This is a genomic window from Novosphingobium sp. G106, from assembly GCF_019075875.1.
Taxonomy (GTDB): Bacteria; Pseudomonadota; Alphaproteobacteria; order Sphingomonadales; family Sphingomonadaceae; genus Novosphingobium.
Genome location: NZ_JAHOOZ010000001.1, coordinates 4,639,533 through 4,659,779, shown reverse-complemented (window position 1 = coordinate 4,659,779; position 20,247 = coordinate 4,639,533). Strand labels below are relative to the sequence as shown.

Annotated in this window: 16 protein-coding genes and 1 pseudogene; 5 read left to right on the top strand and 12 right to left on the bottom strand. The window is 61.6% G+C overall.

The window, feature by feature from the left end:
• Positions 1-103: 103 nt before the first annotated feature.
• From KRR38_RS22420 to KRR38_RS22405, 4 genes are all read right to left on the bottom strand, one after another.
• Positions 104-1,269 (bottom strand): IS3 family transposase gene (locus KRR38_RS22420; protein ID WP_375293412.1). Its coding sequence is split into 2 segments (ribosomal slippage): positions 104-1,017 and positions 1,017-1,269, totalling 1,167 coding nucleotides; the frame shifts between segments, so codons are not numbered across the junction.
• A 569-nt stretch (positions 1,270-1,838) separates the two neighbouring features.
• Positions 1,839-2,609, bottom strand: a complete 771-nt coding sequence (locus KRR38_RS37850; RefSeq protein WP_217405713.1) for a glycine zipper 2TM domain-containing protein — start codon at positions 2,607-2,609, stop codon at positions 1,839-1,841.
• A gap of 182 nt (positions 2,610-2,791) precedes the next feature.
• Positions 2,792-3,202, bottom strand: coding sequence for a low affinity iron permease family protein (locus tag KRR38_RS22410; RefSeq protein WP_217405712.1), 411 nt, complete (start codon positions 3,200-3,202; stop codon positions 2,792-2,794).
• Positions 3,203-3,408: 206 nt separating this feature from the next.
• Positions 3,409-3,678 (bottom strand): GlsB/YeaQ/YmgE family stress response membrane protein, encoded by a 270-nt coding sequence (locus KRR38_RS22405; RefSeq protein ID WP_217405710.1) that lies wholly within the window; start codon positions 3,676-3,678, stop codon positions 3,409-3,411.
• Positions 3,679-3,869: 191 nt separating this feature from the next.
• On the opposite strand from KRR38_RS22405, the gene KRR38_RS22400 reads away from it, so the two are divergent.
• Complete coding sequence (locus tag KRR38_RS22400) at positions 3,870-5,309, top strand: PAS domain S-box protein (RefSeq protein WP_217405708.1); 1,440 nt, start codon at positions 3,870-3,872, stop codon at positions 5,307-5,309.
• A 117-nt stretch (positions 5,310-5,426) separates the two neighbouring features.
• Here KRR38_RS22400 and KRR38_RS22395 read toward each other — a convergent pair whose 3' ends face one another.
• The 3 genes from KRR38_RS22395 to KRR38_RS22385 are packed head-to-tail and all read right to left on the bottom strand — an operon-like array spanning position 5,427 to position 8,724.
• A complete protein-coding gene (locus KRR38_RS22395) occupies positions 5,427-6,410 on the bottom strand; it encodes a YncE family protein (protein WP_217405706.1) in 984 nt (327 codons plus the stop codon).
• Positions 6,407-7,297, bottom strand: a complete 891-nt coding sequence (locus KRR38_RS22390) for a DUF1259 domain-containing protein (RefSeq protein WP_217405704.1) — start codon at positions 7,295-7,297, stop codon at positions 6,407-6,409. Before KRR38_RS22390 ends, KRR38_RS22395 begins: the two co-directional genes overlap by 4 nt.
• A 53-nt stretch (positions 7,298-7,350) precedes the next feature.
• Complete coding sequence (locus KRR38_RS22385) at positions 7,351-8,724, bottom strand: alginate export family protein (protein WP_217405701.1); 1,374 nt, start codon at positions 8,722-8,724, stop codon at positions 7,351-7,353.
• A 720-nt stretch (positions 8,725-9,444) separates the two neighbouring features.
• On the opposite strand from KRR38_RS22385, the gene KRR38_RS22380 reads away from it, so the two are divergent.
• The gene (locus KRR38_RS22380) at positions 9,445-11,376 is read left to right on the top strand and encodes a PAS domain-containing sensor histidine kinase (protein ID WP_217405699.1); all 1,932 of its coding nucleotides are present in this window, start codon (positions 9,445-9,447) and stop codon (positions 11,374-11,376) included.
• Positions 11,377-11,545: 169 nt separating this feature from the next.
• On the top strand, positions 11,546-11,716 hold the full coding sequence (locus tag KRR38_RS22375; protein ID WP_217405697.1) for a hypothetical protein: 171 nt from the start codon (positions 11,546-11,548) through the stop codon (positions 11,714-11,716).
• 185 nt (positions 11,717-11,901) lie between these two features.
• Here the strand turns inward: KRR38_RS22375 and KRR38_RS22370 are convergent, their stop codons facing one another.
• Positions 11,902-12,567 (bottom strand): response regulator transcription factor, encoded by a 666-nt coding sequence (locus tag KRR38_RS22370; RefSeq protein ID WP_217405695.1) that lies wholly within the window; start codon positions 12,565-12,567, stop codon positions 11,902-11,904.
• 464 nt (positions 12,568-13,031) lie between these two features.
• Between KRR38_RS22370 and KRR38_RS22365 the strand changes: the two genes are divergently transcribed.
• Both KRR38_RS22365 and KRR38_RS22360 read left to right on the top strand, forming a co-directional pair.
• Positions 13,032-14,519 carry an ATPase domain-containing protein gene (locus KRR38_RS22365; protein ID WP_217405692.1) on the top strand — a complete coding sequence of 496 codons (1,488 nt, stop codon included), beginning with the start codon at positions 13,032-13,034 and terminating at the stop codon, positions 14,517-14,519.
• Between the two features lie 68 nt (positions 14,520-14,587).
• Positions 14,588-16,132 (top strand): ATP-binding protein, encoded by a 1,545-nt coding sequence (locus tag KRR38_RS22360; protein ID WP_217407411.1) that lies wholly within the window; start codon positions 14,588-14,590, stop codon positions 16,130-16,132.
• A 210-nt stretch (positions 16,133-16,342) separates the two neighbouring features.
• On the opposite strand, the gene KRR38_RS22355 is transcribed toward KRR38_RS22360, so the two are convergent.
• From KRR38_RS22355 to KRR38_RS22335, 4 genes and pseudogenes are all read right to left on the bottom strand, one after another.
• Positions 16,343-17,278, bottom strand: coding sequence for a cation diffusion facilitator family transporter (locus tag KRR38_RS22355; protein ID WP_217405689.1), 936 nt, complete (start codon positions 17,276-17,278; stop codon positions 16,343-16,345).
• A 194-nt stretch (positions 17,279-17,472) separates the two neighbouring features.
• Positions 17,473-18,359, bottom strand: a pseudogene (locus KRR38_RS37845) (alpha/beta fold hydrolase).
• Between the two features lie 200 nt (positions 18,360-18,559).
• Positions 18,560-19,108, bottom strand: a complete 549-nt coding sequence (locus KRR38_RS22340; protein ID WP_217405683.1) for a hemerythrin domain-containing protein — start codon at positions 19,106-19,108, stop codon at positions 18,560-18,562.
• A 320-nt stretch (positions 19,109-19,428) separates the two neighbouring features.
• Positions 19,429-20,232 carry an oxygenase MpaB family protein gene (locus KRR38_RS22335; RefSeq protein ID WP_254514932.1) on the bottom strand — a complete coding sequence of 268 codons (804 nt, stop codon included), beginning with the start codon at positions 20,230-20,232 and terminating at the stop codon, positions 19,429-19,431.
• Between the last annotated feature and the right edge of the window lie 15 nt (positions 20,233-20,247).

Here is a 20,247-nt window from a genome sequence, read left to right as displayed (position 1 = left end):
TGCCGACGCTGTGACGTTCCAAGTCAGCAGGGCCGCATAGAGCCCTTCTCGTTGCGATGCCTAACCTGCGTAATTGCTGGTCTGAGCCCCGACGTTCCTCCACCTAAGAGTAGAGCCGGTGGCCCGATTGATGCCCATGCTTGGGCGTGATGACAACCGGGTTGGGGGTTAACCCCCAACCCGGTTTGCCGACTGATTTGGCTGCCATCTCGGCCGGGGTCATGTTGTCTAGGCTCGAGTGGGGCCGGTGATGGTTGTAATCATGTCGCCAGGCGGCGAGCACCGATCGGGCCTGAGGCAGGCTGGTGAAGATCGTCTCGTTCAAACACTCGTCCCGAAGCCGGGCGTTGAAGCTTTCGATAAACCCGTTCTGCTGCGGCTTGCCCGGCGCGATGTAGTGCCACTCGACGTTGCGTTCCTTCGACCAGCGCAGGATCGCCATGCTGGTCAGTTCGGTGCCATTATCGCTGACGATCATCGCCGGACGTGCCCGCTCGACAATCGCCCAGTCGAGTTCGCGCGCCACGCGCATCCCGGAGATCGAGGTGTCGGCGATGAGCCGGACACACTCGCGGGTGAAGTCGTCGACCACCGCAAAGATACGGAACCGCCGGCCACAGGCGAACGCGTCCGACACGAAGTCGAGCGACCAGCGCTGGTTGCGACCTTGCGGGATCGTCATCGGTGCACGCGTGCCCAGCGCCCGCTTGCGGCCACCGCGGCGACGCACCTGCAGCCGTTCCTCGCGGTACAGCCGGCGGAACTTCTTGTGGTTGATCACGACGCCCTCGCGCCCCAGCAGCCAGTGCAGGCGGCGATAGCCGAACCGCCGACGCTCCGCCGCCAGGCCGCGCATCCGCTCCCGGATCGCACCGTCATCGCCTCGCCGGCTGCGATACCGCACCATCGTCCGGTCCACGCCCAGAACATCACACGCCCGCCGCTGGCTCACCTCAAACACCTGCTCGAGGTGAGCCACCGCTTCCCGCCTGACAGCGGGCGTCACCATTTTTTTGCGGTGATCTCCTTGAGCATCGCGTTGTCCAGCATCGCCTCCGCGAGCAGCTTCTTCAGCTTCGCGTTCTCGTCCTCAAGCTGCCGCAGGCGCTTCGCCTCCGACACCTCCAAGCCGCCAAACTTGGCCTTCCACTTGTAAAAGGTCGCGCTGCTCACCCCGTGACGCCGGCACACGTCCGCCGTCGGCGCCCCGGCCTCCTGCTCCTTCAAGATCGCAATGATCTGCTCTTCGCTGAACCTGCTCCGCTTCATTCCGTCCGACTCCTTCGATGGGCCGGACTCTACTCAAATCTGGAGGAAATCGCGGGGCTCAGACCATCGCCAATACCCGCAGATCGCACATGACGTCCCGGGCTCAGGCACACCGCAACGGCAACGCCGAGCGGCAGGATGACCGGATCATCCAGGTACGAACCAGCGGAACGAAACCCCCGGATTAAATCGACTGGTGATAGAGCAAGAGCAGCGACTATCGCTGCGACGGCTTTGGCAGGCCAGGGGGCACCCGCGGATCGCGAGAAGCGAGCCAAAGGGCCACAATGTTACGTTTGAGTTGGGAGGCCCGCAGCTTGAGCTTTGCGAGAATTTCCATTTCATTCCCCAAAAAAGGGTTTTCAGCGTATGGAACTAGTCGCCGACGTTTCGGACTTTCGCGAACGCTTTCTCGCTGCCGCCAAACGGCTCCATTCGCAGTGTTCCGATCTATCGGCTTCCTTCCGTCTGAGGCCATCGTTTCGAACCGATCGACCGCAAATAGACGCAGCCTTCGCGCGTAGGGCCGGACCCTATCGGATCCGGCCCCGATCATTCCCGTGCAGGGGTCAACGGCAGCGTACGTCGCTGTTGGCGCCGCTGTTCTGATCTATGGATTTACCCAGCAAGGCGCCGAGAGCTCCGCCGATCAGCGTTCCACCGACGCGATTACGACCGCCGTCAACGACGTTGCCGAGAACACCGCCGCCGATAGCGCCAACAATCAAGCCGGTCGTGCCGTCGTTTCGCTTGCAGTAATACCGACCATCTGACCCCCGATAGACCTCGTCGCTGTAGCTCAGAGGACGCTCGGTATAGCGTGGGTCGTCGCGGTAATATCGCGATGCATCATATTGCGTGGCGAACCGATCCTCGCGGTTGCCGATGCCATTGCCGTTATAACCGGAACGATCGCCGCTGATGTTGTTCCGGTTGCCATAGCGGCTGTCGCCGTCGCGGCGCTGCCAGCGAACCTGGCGGCTGAGATCATCGAGCTGCGACTGCAGGCTATCGCGCCGACCATCATTTCCGTAGCCGCGCCGCGCCTCACGTCGGATGGAATTCAGCCGACCGTTGAGTTCTCGCCCCTCTCGGCGAGTCAGCGTGCCGTCGCGGACGCCGCTGTCGATCCGGCGCTGGACAAAATCGATCCTTTGTCGCAGGTCAGTTGGAGCGTCACGCCAAAATGCTTCCCGATCCCAGCCGCCATTGGATCTTGCGCTGCCGTTGTCGTGCCACCCGCCATTGGCCCCCTGCCAATTCGCCTGCGCTATCGCCGGCGAACTGCCCAGTAGGACAAGAGATAAAGCTATGGCGACAGTATTTTTGATATTGGGCATATCGGTCTCCATTATTATTATTTTTTCGCAAAGTTGCGATTACACCGGTAATGCCGGAAACTCATAATTACGTCATCGTCGATGAATGGCGTATGAGTGACCTGTTCACACCGCTCAATCATATTTCAAAATATTTTAAGAATAGGAGCAATTATCTGGTCCCGATCCTGTGGAGATCCACATCAATGGCGATCGAGAAGTCGCTCGACCGAAGATTCTGCGGACTCGCCTTCTTGGTCCGCCCGCTGAATGTCTTCCTCCAGCGCATCGCGGATCTGACAGATCTGGGCATCGGTGAGATGTTCGATCCCGACGAACTGATTGCGCGCTGCATCGAGCGAGCGGAGTATTTCGTCTAGCTTTGCCTGGATCGCGGCGCCGTCGCGGTTCTGACTGTTTTGGATGAGGAACACCGCCAGAAAGGTCAGCACGGTCGTCGCCGTGTTGACGATCAGCTGCCACGTGTCGGAATAGTGAAAGAAAGGACCGGAGACCGCCCAGGCGACGATAAGAACGATCGACAGGATGAAGGCGAGTGGCTCTCCGAGCGCATGCGCCGATCTGCTGGCGATGTTGGTGAAAAGACGGTCCATGATCCTCTCATTCGATCAACAGAATTGAATAGGGGCATATGCCAGGCGCCACCTAAAGGTAGCTAGGGAGGCGCTTGCTGGAGGGCAGATCTTCGAACACGTCGACGGCTCACAGATTCGCCGCGCTCTGGTCCAGCTTGATTATTGTGCCGCAGGAGCGAGCTTGCTTCTGCGGCACGTGAGAGTGATGCAGTTCGACGAAGCGCTCAGCGCACCGAGCCGCGGCGGAACAGATTGACGATGGCGAGCAGCAGGATCGCACCGACCAGGGAGACAAGCACCGAGGGAATGCTGATCACGCCGCTGGTGATCGGCGCCCCGCCGATGAGCGGTGTGACGACAAAACCTGCAATAAGCGCGCCGACAATGCCCACGACGACATTGAGGAGGACGCCCTGCTGGGCATCGGTGCGCATGATCATGCTCGCGACCCAGCCGATCAGGCCTCCGACGACGAGAAGAATAACGATACCCATTGCATAACCTTTCTGCACTCTTGGAACCGAAGAAACCCTGGACTTGGTCGTTGCGTTCCGTTCGTGCTTTTCGAGCCCGAGCCTGCATAGGTGCTGAGGCACCAACGGAACTAGTACAAGCGCGCGGAACTTTTCTGCGGGTATCGCCTTACCAGGCAATGGATTCCGCCGTCAGTCATCACGCCAGTCGCTTGACCTTCGCGCATCTTGAGCAGCTCACGGCGCAGCTCCTCGATGGGATAATCCTCATCGACACGGCGGGCGCCATCCTCAGTGCCAATACCGCAGCGCTGCGCATGCACGGTGTGGCCTCGGTCGATGAGCTCGGAGCCACGGCGGAGGGTTATGCTGAGCGATTCACAGTCTTCTCGGCTGATCACCGCCCGCTTAAGCGACGCGACTATCCACTCTTCCGTCTCCTCGCGGGAGACACCTTTCCCGACCTGGTTGTCGAAGTCGCCCCAGCGGGGGAGAGCGAAGCGCGCTGGGTGCACCAGGTCCGCGACGTCGCCATGGATGACGACGGTGACGAGCCCGACTTCCTCGCACTCGTCATTTGCGACATCTCCGAGCGGTTCGACGCCGAGGCACGGTTCAAGGCGATGTTCGGTGCTAACCCCGCGCCCGCGGTGATTGTGCGCCAGAGCGATTTGCGCCTCACGCAGGCGAACGCGGGCTTTCTGTCCCTGACCGGTTTTGAGGCGGATCAGCTGATCGGCAAGACCCTGTTCGGCATCGATCTGCTTCAGGATGTGGACCACGCGTCGGAGTTTCGCCGGAGAATTGAGGCTGGCGAGGTCGTGCCGCAGACAGAGGCACGGCTCCTCGTGGCAGACGGTTCGCGCCGCCTGGTCCTTTTTGCCGGCCAGCCGGTCGACGTGACCGGCGAGGATGCGCTGTTGCTGACATTCGCTGACCTCGAGCCGCGCCGTCTTGCCGAGGCGGCGCTTGCCGCGAGCGAAAAGAACCTCGCCGCCATCTTCGACATGGCACCGATCCCTATGGCGGTGATAGGTCGCGGCGACGGGCAGATCGTCAACGTCAACGCCGCCTTTTCCCAGCTGACCCAGTTCACTTCGGACGAGGCGGCCGGCCAAACCATCGACGACCTGCAGCTCTGGGCGCGCTCCGAGGATCGCGCCGCCGCTGATCGCGAGGTCGAAGCGCAAGGCCGGATGCGTAATGCCGATGCCCGGCTTTTGACCAAGGACGGGCAGGCAGTCGACTGCCTTGCTTCTGCCGAAGCGATTGACAGGCATGGCGCATCGCTCATCCTGTGGGTCTTCCAGGACATCACCGAACGGCGACGAAGCGAGCTGGAGCTCGTCCAGGCGATCGACGAGGTGATGAAGGATGCGAGCTGGCTGAGCCGCTCGATCGTCGACAAACTCGCGTCGCTTCGACGGCCGGGCACCTCGGGCTCGAATGCCGACCTCAGTCCACGCGAACGCGAAATACTTGAGCTCATCTGCGAGGATCTCGACGACGCAGCGATTGCCGCACGGCTGGACCTCTCGCGCAATACCGTTCGCAACCATGTCGCGCGCCTCTACGCTAAGATCGGCGTCAATCGTCGCAGCGGCGCCGTGGTTTGGGGTCGCGAACGCGGGGTCGGTGGGAAAATCAGGTAAGCCGCACTCATTAATGTCATGCGTGTCCTTGCAACAGCTTCCGCCGACAACCTGCCACTAAACACCGATTTTTGGCGTTCCCATTAGAGAACATTCGTTCAGCTTGTTCATCCTCACTTAGGCGGCGCGCAAAACCCAGATTGCGGCTTCTTCCGACCTTGCCGGAACCGCGACGAGCAGCGTCCCGAGCTCGGGAATTAGCAGTCCTGTCCTCGCGCCAGGCGCCGTCGTCAGGCGCTTGTGATCGCTGGCCGGGTTGGCAGCCGACAAGACGTCGACATGGCCGGCCCCGCAGATCACAAGAAGTCTTTCGCGATCAACGAACAAATCGTCGGCATCGCCGCAGGTCGACGCCGTGGCGCGGATCGTTCCGTCTCTGGTTGCGCGAAGCTGCAGCGCGGCAGGCGCTCGGTAGGCGACTGCGAACCAGCCGCGCCTAGGGTCGATCGCCAAGGGATAGTTCGAACCGTGGGAGCCGGTGGGCCAAGTGGCACCGACCTTGCCGGTATCGATATCGGCAGACGCGATCGAGCCTCGATCGGGTATGTTGATCAACGCCGTGCTGCCTAGGAGCTGAAAGCTTTCGGGATGTCCCGGCAGGGGCGTGCGACTGAGAACGGCATGGGTCGCCGGGTCGATGACCGCGAGCCCTCCCGAACCGTAGCCGACGATCACGTGACCGTTGCGCTCGTCGATGCGCACGTTGTCGGCATCTTCGCCCAGTGTAAGTTGCGCGACGGGGTGCCGGTCCACGGCCGAGTAGAAAAGGACTGATCCGTCCCCGCAGGCGACCACCAGTTCGCTCCCTGCGATGGCGACGCCCTGCGGCTCGTGCAGGCCAGCGATACGGCCCACCACCTTGCCGGCAGCGAGATCGACGATATCGACCGAGCCGTTGCCATACTCGGCGACGAAGAGCAGCCGGTGCGCGGGATCCAGCGCCAGATGATCGATCCGCCCTTTGACGCCCGGCAGAGGTATCTTGCGCTCGAGGCGGAGCGGCGCGGCGGCGTCTTGCGGCGCATAGGTCGTGGGCGCCGTGCCGCAGGCGGGAGCGGCGAACAGGACCGCCAGGGCCATCCCGGCCCGCATGCGGCTCACGGCTTTTGCAGGTTCATCGCGTTCAAGGCCGTGCGCAGGCCCTGAGCAAGTTTCTTGGCGTCCTGATTGGCCCAGAAATGCATGAAGAACAGGTGCGGCTGATCGTCGAGCATGTGATTGTGCAGCGCGGTGATCTCGATGCCGCTGGCGACGAGCGCCTTCATCACCGGATCGACCTCGCTCGCGAGCAAGACGAAGTCTCCGGTGATTGCGGCCTTGCCTTCGCCCGTCGGCTGGAAATTGATGGCAGTCGCCGTCCCCATGGAAGCGGGCGCGGGCATCCCGTCCGCCGTGAGCGCTTCGGCGCGCGGATAGCTGAACTGATAAACGCCGCCGCTGACCTTGCCCTTGGCGCCCATGAGGCTGTCGAGAGCCGCAGTATCGAGTGCAAGCGGCGCTGGCGCAGAAGCGGGCTGAGCGGCGGGCGGCGCCGACAGCGGCGTGTTGCTCAGAGTAAGAGCATCGTGGAGCGCCTGGGCGAGTTTCACTGGATCGCCGTGAGCACCGACGTGCATGTACATCGTTGCCGGGGCGGAGCGCAGAAGATGATTGTGCAGCGCCGTGATAGTGAAGCCGCTTGCGAGCAGCCTGCGCATCACCGGGGTCACTTCCTCGTGTGTCAGCACGAGATCGCCCATGACCATCGCCTGATCGCCCATCGGCTGGAACGCGGTCCACGACCCGAGCGCGAGCGCGGGCCTGATCGAAACACCGTCCAGCGTGACCTGCAAATCCGAGCGGGGAAAGCTGTAGCGATGAACACCGTCAGGTTGAGCCGCACCGGGACGTCCGATCGCGGAATCGACCTTCGTCCAATCAGGTGCCGCCAGCGCAGGGCTGGCGACGAGAACGGAAAGCGTCGCGGCAAATGTGAGAAACTTCTGCATGCTTGGTCTCCTCGTCTGGAAAGATCGTCGGGACGTGAACCTGTAAGGGACGGTCAGAGCGTGATGGATAGGGCAGTTGACAGGTAATGCGTGTCTCCGGTTGGGGTGGCGTTGGGGGCTGTCTTCAGAAAGCGGCCCTTGGCGAGCCAGACACCGTTTATTTCACCGCGCAGGAAGCCTGGCACGAACCAGTAACGCAATCGCGCCTCGGTCTGATGACCGGCAAACGATCCGCTTCGGCCGGTCGGATCGCGAACGCCGGTGGTGGAGAAGGCATCGGTCCGGTTCGCCAGCCACATTGCCCGGTAGACAGCAAAGCCGTCGAACCGTTTAGTCGGTGCGATCTCCACGCGCAGACCCGGCGTGCTGATATTCGCTCGGCCGACGGCATTGTAGATGCCGGCCGGACCCAAATCCGCCCGGCGCATGCCAAACAAGGTGTCGAAGCGGTTGAAACGGCCGCCGGGACCGTCGCCACTGGCATTGTCGTATTCGACCGAGATGCGCAGTTTTGCAGGTCCCGCGAAAGTGTAGCCTCCATCGAGATGGAGGAACCAGGCGGCAACCGGGATGCGCGCAGCACCGGCCGCGTTGCTCGCGCGGATAGAGCCGAACTGATAGATGCCCTCGGCTTCGAAATCCCACCACCCGGCTTTGGGATCGCGGATGATCCGCGCGCCCACCGTGTGGAGGTCGCGATTGCGGTTCGGGCGGCCCGGAGCGTCGTCTTCCTGTAAGCGGTAGTAGCTGAACTCTGCCGTAGCCCCGGCAATCGTCCGCGGCCGGGCAATCAGGCCGCCCCAAAGCTGCAGGTCAAAACTTTCGCGGTCCCATTGCACCTTGCCGCTCCGCAGCGAGGGCAGGTCATCTGGGAGCCGTACCTGGGGCAACATGTAGATAAGCGTCGCGGTCGTGCCCTTCGCCTTGAGATCTGCGCGCAGGCCTGTGTAGCCGTTGGTGGTGTTGCGATAGTCATCGGCGGCAATCAGCCGCCGCGACCCGAGGTTCAGCAGCATTCGCCCAAGCTGAAGCTGTAGCGTCGTGCTCGAACCGAGGGCGTTCTTGAAGTCGGCTGCGACGTAAGCCTGCACGAGTTCGAGCGTGTTGACCTCGTTAGTCGTGAGCGGGCTACCAGGTTTATCGAGATAGGCCCGGCTGTCGTAGAGCTCGCCACCGATGCGAAGGGCATTGCGATGATACTCGGCGAAAAGCGTGGTGCGCAGCGCGAGCTCCTGGTCACGCGAACGGAACCCCGCGCGAGGTTGACCATCGAGCATTTCGTGGCGGACGCGCGCACTGCCCGAAAGTTTGAAATCGTCTGGATTGCCGATCGCGGACTGCAGCGTCGGCACGTCGGCAAGCGCTACCGCCGGCGCGATCAGAAAAGCGATGCATGAAGAAATCAGAGATGCGTGGACCCAAGTCATTCAATGCTCCCTCGGCCGACGAACGCCAGCGGAAGAAGCAACACTTGGGCACGCGCTGTGCTTGATCGGGAGGTTGCGTTGCCCCGAGCGAGGCGCTGACTACCAAGTTTGGAATGCCGTGCCAAGCCGCTTGGAACTCGGAGGCAGAGATGATTGAGCGACTGGTCCCTCAACGTCGACTTACCGTCCGGCCCGCATTCAACACCGAGTTCCTGACAGCCGACACCTGCTCATATCAAACTTGGGAAGACGCCTTACTCGCCGCTCCGCCTGTTACTCATCCGACCGCTACCAGACATTTGTCGCAATGCAGCGGACCGGTGTGGGAAGCGAGGCCAGGATGGGGAATATGTCGCAGCGAGCATTCTACTTGGAGCAAGCCTCGGCGACGCTGCAGCCGCCAAGGGAGCCGAGTCGCCGTAAATTCGACCTTTTGACAGCGTAACGAGCTTGGCCAAAGCTGGGTTGGTTCTACGACCGATGTTGGTCCTGCAGCGAATGGATCCGAAGCGGTAGCGAAGAATGATCGGCGCCGTCTGCGAAGGAACGCCATGCGTCCGTCGCCCAGATGGCCGCGGCCTCGCTGAGCCCGACCGGGAAGCGGCCGCGCGCTAGGCATGTGACGGTGGTCTCCTAACCTTGCGCAGAGGCACTGCCTGCCTTTTGGCGGAACTACATGCCAACGCATTCGTTTGTGTCGTTCAGCGAAGCGGCGGGCGAATGGTGAAGGTAATACACGAACCAAGCAGCGAAAGCAGGTTCGAGCTCTTGGTGCAGAGCGTCACCGACTATGCGATCTACATGCTAGACCCTGCCGGCTATGTCACGAGCTGGAACGCGGGCGCGCGGCGCTTCAAGGGCTACCAGCCTGAAGAGATAATCGGCGAGCATTTTTCCCGCTTCTATACGCCCGAAGAGCAGGCGCTGGGCATTCCGAGGATCGCGCTGGAAACAGCTGAACGCGAAGGCCGTTTTGAAACTGAAGGCTGGCGCGTGCGCAAAGATGGCAGCCGTTTCTGGGCAAGCGTGGTCATCGATCCGATCCGCGATCCCGCAGGTAATCTCGTCGGCTTTGCCAAGGTCACTCGCGATCTCACCGAGCGAAAGGCAGCCGAGGAAGAACTTCGCAAAAGTGAAGAACGGTTCCGCACACTGGTTCAGAGCGTCACCGACTATGCGATTTACATGCTCGATCCAGAAGGCCGCGTCAGCAGTTGGAATTCCGGGGCCGAGCGATTCAAGGGCTATGCTGCTCACGAGATCATGGGCGAGCATTTCTCGCGGTTTTACACTGAGGAAGACCGTCGTGCGGGAATTCCCCGCATTGCCCTGGCCACCGCTCGCCGCGAGGGGCGGTTTGAGGCAGAAGGTTGGCGTGTGCGCAAGGACGGGTCGCAGTTTTGGGCCAGCGTAATCATCGATCCGATCCGGAACGATGGCGGCGAGCTGATAGGTTTTGCCAAGGTGACGCGGGACCTGACTGAGAAGCGGGCTATCGAGGATCAGCTTCGCCAGTCGCAGAAGGTGGAAGCCGTCGGACAGCTGACGGGCGGTCTCGCCCATGACTTCAACAACCTCTTGACTGGCATAAGCGGCAGCCTTGACCTGCTGCAAACGCGTATTGCGCAGGGCCGGACCGCGGATCTCGATCGCTACTTTCTTGCCGCGCAAGGTGCGGTGAAGCGAGCATCCGCATTGACCCATCGCTTACTGGCCTTTGCCCGGCGCCAGACTCTCGATCCTAAGGCAGTCGACGCAAACAGACTTCTGAGCGACCTGGAAGAGTTGGTTCGACGCACTGTCGGACCAGGCATTCAAGTCGAGGTAGTCGGCACTAGCAGTTTGTGGCCGATCTATGTCGACCCGAACCAGCTAGAGAACGCAGTCCTCAATCTCTGCATCAATGCGCGCGACGCGATGCCAGACGGCGGCAAGCTCACCATTGAGACGGCAAACCGGTGGATGGATTCCACCGCGGCCCGCCAGCACGATCTGCCGGTTGGGCAATATGTGTCGGTTTGCGTGACCGACACGGGCGTCGGCATGACGCCCGAGGTAGTCGCCAAGGCTTTCGACCCGTTTTTCACCACCAAGCCGCTGGGTGAGGGCACGGGGCTCGGGCTTTCGATGATCTACGGATTTGCCCGCCAGTCGGGTGGTCAGATCAGGATCTATTCTGAAGTTGGCGAGGGAACAACGATGTGCCTTTATCTTCCACGCCATGGAGAGGAGGCACCGATGGAGAACGAACCTGTCGTCACCGCCGCCCTGGAACCTGCGGGTGAAGGCGAAGTGGTGCTGGTTATCGATGATGAACCGACCATCCGTATGCTGGTCGCGGAGGTACTGAGCGACGCAGGCTATGCCGTGATCGAGGCGCCAGACGGTCCAGGCGGGCTTCGAGTTCTGGAGTCGAACGCGAGGATAGACTTGCTCATAACCGACGTTGGTTTACCGGGCGGCATGAATGGCCGGCAGGTTGCCGATGCAGCTCGAACTACTCGGCCTGATCTTAAAGTGCTGTTCGTCACTGGCTATGCCGAGAATGCGGTGGTGGGAAACGGTCGGCTTGAAAAGGGCATGTTCGTACTGTCGAAGCCATTTCCGATCGAAGAACTTGCCGGCCGCATCCGCGAGATCATCGCAAGCTAAGTCGCGTGGGCTGGGCTGCCCACTGGTGCCCACAGATCCGGCTAGCGCGAGAAATTGATTGGCCCTAGAAGCGGCGGCTCGCTCACCTGGTCTTGACCGTTCTCCGCCAGGGGTGGCGCTAAACGGGAGATCGGCGCATTTCGTCGCTTCAACCGGCCTTGGGGGCAATATGGACGAGACAACGCTGGCCAATATGCGATTGCGGATCGAGCGGTGCCGCCGTCTTGCGCGATCCTGTACGGACGAGAAAACCGTTCGAGCCCTTCTTGAAATGGCAGAAGATGGCGAAGCAGACATCGCGCGGATGATGGCGAAGGATCAATCGGCGACATCAGGATAGCGCCAAGCCCGCACACTGCCATTCTACGGCTCGCTCGAGAGCATCTTCCGAGGTTAGAAATACACGCGCGTTGACGCGGGTATCGCCGCATGATGGCGCTCTTCCGGTAGGTTGGTTGGCGTCAGGCGCGGCCTCGTCCGTTAACTCCTTGCGGCCGCGGACGACGCCAAACTCCTACGCCTAGGTCAATTTACCAACATCGCGCCAACAGCGCTTTGCTGGGAGTTTGCATTGGCGGGCGTCATCGACGGCTCAAATGCGGGCAGAGACGCTTCGATTGCCAGGCGTATCGCCTCAGCACTGTGCCTGGCATCGATTTTCGCGAGCAAATTGGAGCGGTGAAGCTCGACGGTGCGAGGGCTGATACCAAGATGCCCCCCGATCAGACGGTTGCTGAGCCCCTCCGCCATGCCAGCGAGTATTTCTCGCTCGCGCCGTGAGAGTCGCGCGATCCGCGCCGTCGCCAGCGCCTGCCGGGAACCGGAGGCGATTACCGCGCCGGTCCGGCTGGCGGCCTCGAGCAAGGTCTTGGTCAGCAATTCGCCGCGGGCTGGCCAAACGGCATAGCCGATCGCTCCATCGAGCACGGCATCGACAATCTGCGATGGCAGAGGTGCTTCCGAGAATGCGACGATTGGTAGCCAGCTGTGCCGGCTGGTGATCTGCTGGACCAGCGAGGAGACCCCCTGCTCATCGTCGTGGATCAGGACGATCCCGGATTTGGACCATGAGCGCACAAATTCGTCGATCGTTTCGTAAGGCTCGGCGAATATGCCGTTGTTATTGAGATAGTAGGTGATCGACGCGCGGCGACGAACGTCCGCATCGATTACGAAGACAAGATCGTGCATTGCTGGCGTGGACCCTGGATATAAAAGGAGATGTGTTCGCGAGCGCGCTTCCCCACCCCATCGGCGAAACATGGTTAGCATTTCATAAGACCTGGATCGTAGAAGTACGTGGTTTGTGACCTGCGGTCGGCCGGGCCCGACAGACAGCGAAAGAGAAAACGAAGGCTGGACGCGAGGGGTAGTTCGCTCGGTTGCTCGATTTAGCTCACGCGCCAGGGACAGTGGCCAAAGGAAGCGTGTTCTCTGGCCGGTGTGAGCGTTTTGCCAGGCATCTTCGCCCTGGCTAACGGTCCGCGCACAGCCTTCTTGCTAACGCGCCGATTGGCGGCAACCACTCATTGGAAGGTGCTTTCCCCGCTTTCGTTTGGCTCGAGTTTCCGCCCCCAACCGCAGTTTAGGAGGTTAGGCGCGGCGGAACGGGGACGAAGATCGCACGTTTAATGGGGGGAAGGAGTGAGCCATCTATGGAGACTACGCTTCAGTTCGCGGCTACGGGCATCGAGGGACTAGATCAAATAACGGCCGGCGGCTTTTCCCGCGGCCGTGTTTTTTTGCTAGAGGGAAGTCCGGGAACGGGCAAGACGACGATCGCCACCCAGTTCCTGATCGCCGGTGCCGCGGCTGGTGAAAGAACGCTCTATATAACGCTTTCTGAAACCGAACGGGAGCTGCGCGAAAGCGCTCAGTCCCACGGATGGTCGCTCGACGGCATCGAGGTATACGAACTGGTGCCGCCGGAGAATCTCTTGGACGAGCAGCAACAACAAAGCCTACTCTATTCGTCCGATCTGGAACTGGGCGAGACGACCAAGCGCATCTTCGAAGCCTTTGAACGAGTGTCGCCGGACCGGGTCGTTCTCGACAGCCTCTCGGAAATTCGGCTGCTCGCCCAATCTTCGCTGCGGTATCGCCGGCAAATCCTGGCGCTCAAGCACTATTTTGCGACGAAGAACGCTACGGTCCTGATGCTCGATGACATGACGACCGAGCTTAATGACAAAACCGTGCACAGCGTCGCGCATGGCGTGGTGGCGCTCGAGGAATTGGCCCGCGATTACGGTGCGGAACGCAGGCGCCTACGCGTCGTCAAGTATCGCGGCCGAAGGTTTCGGGGCGGCTACCACGACTTCACGATCGAGACCGGCGGGGTCAAGGTCTATCCGCGGCTGGTTTCGGCCGAGTATCGCACTCCAGTAACTCGCGATAACCTCAAGACTGAATCCGTTCCGCTCAATGCCCTGCTGGGAGGCGGCGTGGAACGCGGTTCCAGTGTCCTCATACTAGGGCCCGCCGGTACCGGAAAATCGCTCCTCGCCCTGACGTTCGTCGTGGGTGCCATCAGGCGCGGCGAGAGGGCTGCAATGTTTGTTTTCGATGAGGAAAAAGGGCTCCTGATCGAGCGGGCCAAGGGGCTCGGGATCGATTTGCAGGCTATGCTCGATGCGGATCAGCTCGTGCTGCAACAGATCGATGCCGCCGAACTCACTCCAGGAGAATTTTCGGACAAAGTTCGTAATTGCATTGAGGTTCACGGCGCGCTGACCGTCGTGATCGATAGCCTTAATGGATTTCAGGCCGCCATGCCGGAGGAGAACGCGCTCATCCTGCACATGCATGAGCTTTTGCAGTACCTAAATCGCCAGGGTGCGACGACCTTCCTCACCGTCGCGCAGCATGGTCTGGTTGGCGACATGCAATCGCCAGTGGACGTGACCTATCTGGCAGACACGGTCATTCTCTTGCGTTATTTCGAAGCATTGGGCCGTGTTCGTCGCGCCATGTCCGTCGTGAAAAAGCGCACCGGAGCGCATGAAGATACAATTCGCGAATATGTTATTGGCGAAGCGGGTATAACTCTGGGAGAGCCGCTTACCGAATTCCAAGGCGTGTTGCGCGGGGTGCCTGTCCTGGTCGGCGGCGGCAGCAATCTTCTGGATAGTGCCGGGCGTTGAATAAAGGTTCCTCCGAACGCGCTCTCATCGTCGCTCCCTTAGGCCGGGACGCGGTCGTGGCCGCTGGCATGCTTAACGAAACTGGCGTTGTCACCACCATATGCCGCGATATCCAAAGCCTCGTAGAAGAGCTGGATAATGGCGCGGGCTTTGCCGTCGTGACCGAAGAGGCACTGATGGGAAAAGATTTGCGGCTGCTGAAGCTGTGGATCGAAAGTCAGCCCGAATGGTCGGATTTTCCGTTCGTGCTGCTTACCCAGCGCGGCGGCGGTCTCGAGCGAAATCCTGCGGCCGCGCGTCATCTCGAAACGCTCGGCAATGTTACGTTTCTCGAACGGCCCTTTCACCCCACGACGTTGATCAGCCTTGCCCAAGCGGCTTTGCGGGGCCGGCGGCGGCAGTACGAGGCGCGTGCGCGGCTAGAGTCTCTGCGGGAAAGCGAGGCCAGTCTTGAGCAACGCGTCCAGATGCGGACCGAAGAATTGCAGCAAGCTCAGGAAGCTTTGCGGCAGTCGCAAAAGATGGAGGCGATCGGCACGTTGACCGGCGGTGTGGCGCATGACTTCAACAACCTGCTGACGCCCATTCTTGGAACGCTCGATCTGCTGCAGCGCCGCATCACTGGTCCGCGCGAGATACGACTGATCGAAGGAGCATTGCAGTCAGCAGAGCGGGCAAAGACCCTCGTGCAACGACTGCTGGCTTTCGCACGGCGTCAGCCGTTGCAGGCCAGAAGCGTCGATTTGGGCGATCTGATCCGCAATATGATGGATCTTGTGGCCAGCACCTCTGGTCCGCGGGTTGCGATCACGCTCGCCATTCCTGGCGATCTGCCGCCAGTGCATACCGATCCGCATCAACTTGAAATGGCCATTCTCAATCTCGCGGTTAACGCACGCGACGCGATGCCGGAGGGCGGTACTCTTACGATCGCGGCAAGCGAGCAATCAATCTCGCACGGTGAGCGCGCGGATCTAGAGGCTGGGCAATATATCCATCTTCAGGTCGCCGACACAGGCACGGGCATGGACGAGGCCACGCTGGAGCGCGCCATCGAGCCATTCTTCTCGACGAAGGGTATCGGACAGGGAACTGGGTTGGGGTTATCAATGGTGCATGGCCTTGCCGCGCAGCTTGGCGGATCCATGCGGATCTCGAGCGAAGTGGGCGCCGGGACCAGTGTCGATCTATGGCTTCCACTTTCGAGCGATCCTCTTGCGGCAAACCAGCCCGCAGAAGAGAGCGCAGCTAATGCGGATGATCGTTCCGGTAGGGTTTTACTGGTGGATGATGAACCCCTGATCCGCATGAGCACAGCCGACATGCTTAGCGAAATGGGCTATTCGGTTACAGAAGCGGCATCCGGCGAGGAAGCCTTGGAGATCTTGGCCGACGGCCTCGATCCGGATATCCTTATCACTGATCATCTAATGCCGGGGATCACGGGAACCGAGCTTGCGCAGCGGGTGCGAGAAAAGTCCCCTGCCACGACCGTACTTATCATATCGGGATATGCCGAGGTTGAAGGTATTGCGCCGGACCTGGCGCGGTTGACCAAGCCGTTCCGCGAAACTGACCTTGCCACGATGCTAGAAGGACTGACAAGCGCCTAACGCCCGCATGGCGGTCAATCCAGCCACGGCTGCTGGCAGTAGGCCATGATCGACTGATCGGCCATTCGGCATCACTACAGTAAGAGGGGGATAGTGCGATCGTTTCGATCTGTGTCGCGGGCAAAGCCGCCGACTGACCGGTCAGCCGCAGCCTTGAAAGTGCCGCTTGCTCACAAAAGATGAAACACCACGGGACCCGCCTTCAGGATATCAATTGATGCCCCGGCTGAACCCGAACTTCGCGCCCGCATCTTCGTGCGGCCGAACGTATATTCGGTAGACGCTGGGGAACTGCCTTTGCACCTCACGCTCCATCTCGTCGATCATGCGCTCGACGTCTCCCGCCGAAAGACGATTGTCGAAATCCACGTTGACCGCAGCGACGACTTGCTCGGGTGCATTGTGGATCGTCACGATTTCGCCGATGCCCATGACGCCGTCGCGGGCCACCGCCCGGCGAATTCCCGCGACCAGCTCGGGATCGGCCGCTTCGCCGATCAGCAGGCCCTTCGCTTCGCGCGCGAGAAACATCGCGACCAGGCCGAGCAGCAGCCCAATGAGAATTGAAGCGGCGCCGTCGAAGCGCGGATCACCGGTCAGTTGCGACACCGCGAGCCCGATCGCGGCAATTACGATGCCGAGCATGGCAGCGCCGTTCTCGAGGAGGACGATCACCGTCGCCGCATCCTTTGTCGAGGTCAGAGCCTGCCACCACGATTTACCGCGCCGCGCCAAATCGAATTCGCGGAACGCCGCCCATGTCGAGCCGCCTTCGAGCGCGAAGGCCAGGGCGAGCACTCCGTAGGCCACAAGCGGGGCAACTGCGGGCTCGGGCTCGAGGAGGTGAACGATGCCTTCGTAGATTGACACGCCAGCGCCCAGTGCGAAGACGAGCAAGGCCACGACAAAGCTCCAAAAGTAGAGCTCTCGGCCGTAACCCGCGGGATGCGCAGCGTCGGCCGGCTTGGCAGCGCGCTTCTGACCGTACATCAGGAGAAGCTGGTTGGTGCTGTCGACCAGGCTGTGGACACCCTCCGTCAGCATGGCTGAGGACCCGGTCACCGCCGCGGCGACGAACTTGGCGATGGCGATGCCGACGTTTGCCGCAAGCGCAATGATCAGGACTTTCGAGTTGTCGGGCTTCATGGTGTGCAATCGCTGGAGTAGTCGGCGGGTTCGAAGCAACACATCTTTGCGACCATCACCTGTCCGTGGTCCGCGCCTCTAACCACCTTGGGAACGAGGTGTTAGTCGACAAACCGGTGGCCCGGCCGGCCGTTCCCGGACCGCCCGAGACCGCAGTCGTCGTGGCGGCGACCCATCATCGCCCAGAACAATGCTCACGCGGTACTGGCTGCAGGCGACAGGTCCGCGCTATTGCTGAGCGCGGAGGCGATCTCTGGGGCGGTAGCGCCTCCCAGAAAGCGTTCGATATGCTCAGCCGCCTGGTCGCGGTGCGTCAGCAGGAACAGATGGCCGGCATCCCTGAGGACTTCGAGCCGGGCGTTCCTCAGCAGGAACTTGAGTATCTGGCCATTTGCCGGAGGCACGAGGCGATCATCATCGCCCATCAATATCAGCGTCTCGGCCGTGACGCGCGCGAGCTTTCTGACGCTGGTCCAGCCGACGATCGCGAGCACCTGATGAAGATAGCCCTGCGGCGTGGGCGCGCGGATGCGGGACGCATAGTTATCAAGCCCCTGAGTGCTGCCGCCGTAGAGCCCTTGCAGGAATGTCTCGATGCCGCCCGAGGCCGAATACCGGTGCGGCAGCGCCATCCTGAACAGCGAGGACAGGTTGCCCGGGATCATCGGCATGCCGGGCGAGGTCGCGGCGAGAACCAGCCGCTTCACCCTGAGCCGCTGGCGATAGGCGAACTCCTGCGCGAGCATGCCGCCCAGCTGACTCCCATGACATCGATCTCGTCGTAACCGAGCTCGGTAACGATCTGCGCCGCGGCCTCGGCCATCGCCGACAGACGATAGGGCTGAAGGCTTTGGGACGAGCCGCCCAGCCCGAGAATATCGAGCGTCACGACATCGCGCCCGCCTAGCTGCTCGAGGAACGGGGCAAGCAACTCAATGTTGGCGCCGATGCCGCTGAAAAACAGCAGCGGCCGCGCGGGCCGCTGGGTCTCGGCCCGCCAGCGCGCGACGCGAAAACGGTCTGCGCCGACATGATGATCTGAGAAGGTCGCCTGACGGCGGCGGGAAAGTGGGTGTTGCATGAAGTCTCCGAAGGAGTGGCCGACCTGCTCACCGGCCCCGCGGGACCTGGCGCATCGGCAGCTGGTGGTGCTGACTTGCTGGCTCGACCGCAGGCGAGCACGTTCGGACACACTGCTCCCAATTTCCGGCAGGCCGGATGCCGGCGCGCGCTGCCAGGGTGTTCAAGGCCCGGTCCTGCGCGCGCCGCCTCGCCGTCGTTCTACAGCGCTAGTTCAGCCATCAGCGCGGCCTTGCGCTCGGCCATCTGGGCGCCGAGCGCCTTGAGGTCGAGATTGCTTTCGCGGGTCTCGGGAAACATCTCGGTCTCTTCTTCCTCGACATGGTGATCGATGTATTCGCCAAGCACGGTAACCTTTGCGTCGAACAGGCGGTCGTTCACGTCCATAGCCTGGATCTCGGCGATCAGCTGCTTGGCGCTGGCATGCTCGACTTCGGCTTCGTCGAGCAGATCGTCGTCGTCGATTGCCTCGCGCACGGCCGGGTAGAAGATCTCCTCCTCGACCGTGGCATGGACGGTAAGCGCCATGCAGATCTTGTCGGCGAGCGCACGCCGTTCGGCGTCATCTTCAAGCGTTTCATACTGCTTGAAGTAGGTTTTCACTTCCTTGTGGTCGTCCTTGAGCAGCTTGATTGCATCGGCGGGCTTGGCCGCCGTGCGCTCGGATTTGCGCGCGGCCTTGGATGCCGGCTTGGCTCTCTTGGGCTTGATCGCCGGTTCGGGCGCCGCTGCAGTCTTGGTGGTGGCCATGGTAAATCTCCGCGAGGGCTCCCGGAGGCGGGACATCCCTGTTGGAGTGCAAACGCGGGGCGCGGCCAAAAGACCCGACCGAGAAAACAAGTTAACTTCGATCAGTGCGATTTGTTTGCGAACAGGTGTCCACATTTTCTGCGGATATAAAAAGCGCCGTCCAAACATCAAAGCTGCCGGGGCCAAGGCAGTCGGGCTGGTTGAGGATGTGCACTAGGTAGCCTTCGCCCTCTTCGACGTCCCAGCTCAGCGACGGCATAGGCACGATGTTCCGGAACGAAAGAGAATCCACCGCAGCGGGGCATGAGCTATGACTGGGCTTAGCGGAAAGCCCAACGCAGCGTTCGCGCCATCGCAAGCGTGCCGTTGGCGACGATCGGCCGCATCACCCCAGACGCGCTGAGGCCATGCATGCGGCGCGCCCAGCGTGGCAGAAGATCGACCGCGGCGCGCTGGATGAGTTCGAGCGGCAAGGCCTCAGGCGTCGCTCCCGGCTGCTTGAGGACGAGCGCGGCGACTTCGCGTGTCCGCGCGTCGGCGCAGAGCTGCGGCCGCATCTCTTCGATATAGGCGAGCGTGTCGGCGCGCGTAGTCGGAACCGACGTAGCGCCGAGCAGCCAAGCGACGACCGCGGTCTCGGCGAAATACCGGTCCTGGTCGGCCAGCGACATCGCCGGCTCACCATAGCGACGCCAGGCATCGAGAAACGATAGCGTCTCGGTGACATGAACCCAGGTCAGCAGCGCCGGGTCACGTGCCGTATAAGGCGTTCCGCTCGGAAGCGTGCCGGTCACGCGCTCGTGAATACCACGAACGCGCGCAATCGCCGCCTCGGCGTCGACACGGCTGCTATACGTAGTGAGCGCGATGAACCGCGCGGTCCGCTTCAGACGGCCGTGCATATCGGCGCGGAAATTCGAATGGTCCCAGACCCCTGCGAGCACGGCAGGATGCAGCATTTGCAGGAGCAGCGCGGTGACGCCGCCCACCATCATCGTCGTTACGTCGCCGTGGACCCGCCAGGCCACGGAATTGGGTCCGAACAGGCCGTCGGAGCGGCGTTCGACCGGACCTTCGCCGTTCTGGGGATCGTTGAACGCCGCTCGTACACGTCCTGCGAGCATGCGTTTTAGTGCCGC

Coding starts and splice junctions, on each gene's coding strand:
- KRR38_RS37850 (WP_217405713.1), bottom strand. CDS start 2,609: ATGCCCAATATCAAAAATACTGTCGCCATAGCTTTATCTCTTGTCCTA.
- KRR38_RS22410 (WP_217405712.1), bottom strand. CDS start 3,202: ATGGACCGTCTTTTCACCAACATCGCCAGCAGATCGGCGCATGCGCTC.
- KRR38_RS22405 (WP_217405710.1), bottom strand. CDS start 3,678: ATGGGTATCGTTATTCTTCTCGTCGTCGGAGGCCTGATCGGCTGGGTC.
- KRR38_RS22390 (WP_217405704.1), bottom strand. CDS start 7,297: ATGCAGAAGTTTCTCACATTTGCCGCGACGCTTTCCGTTCTCGTCGCC.
- KRR38_RS22385 (WP_217405701.1), bottom strand. CDS start 8,724: ATGACTTGGGTCCACGCATCTCTGATTTCTTCATGCATCGCTTTTCTG.
- KRR38_RS22380 (WP_217405699.1), top strand. CDS start 9,445: ATGGTGAAGGTAATACACGAACCAAGCAGCGAAAGCAGGTTCGAGCTC.
- KRR38_RS22375 (WP_217405697.1), top strand. CDS start 11,546: ATGGACGAGACAACGCTGGCCAATATGCGATTGCGGATCGAGCGGTGC.
- KRR38_RS22370 (WP_217405695.1), bottom strand. CDS start 12,567: ATGCACGATCTTGTCTTCGTAATCGATGCGGACGTTCGTCGCCGCGCG.
- KRR38_RS22365 (WP_217405692.1), top strand. CDS start 13,032: ATGGAGACTACGCTTCAGTTCGCGGCTACGGGCATCGAGGGACTAGAT.
- KRR38_RS22360 (WP_217407411.1), top strand. CDS start 14,588: ATGCTTAACGAAACTGGCGTTGTCACCACCATATGCCGCGATATCCAA.
- KRR38_RS22355 (WP_217405689.1), bottom strand. CDS start 17,278: ATGAAGCCCGACAACTCGAAAGTCCTGATCATTGCGCTTGCGGCAAAC.
- KRR38_RS22340 (WP_217405683.1), bottom strand. CDS start 19,108: ATGGCCACCACCAAGACTGCAGCGGCGCCCGAACCGGCGATCAAGCCC.
- KRR38_RS22335 (WP_254514932.1), bottom strand. CDS start 20,232: ATGCTCGCAGGACGTGTACGAGCGGCGTTCAACGATCCCCAGAACGGC.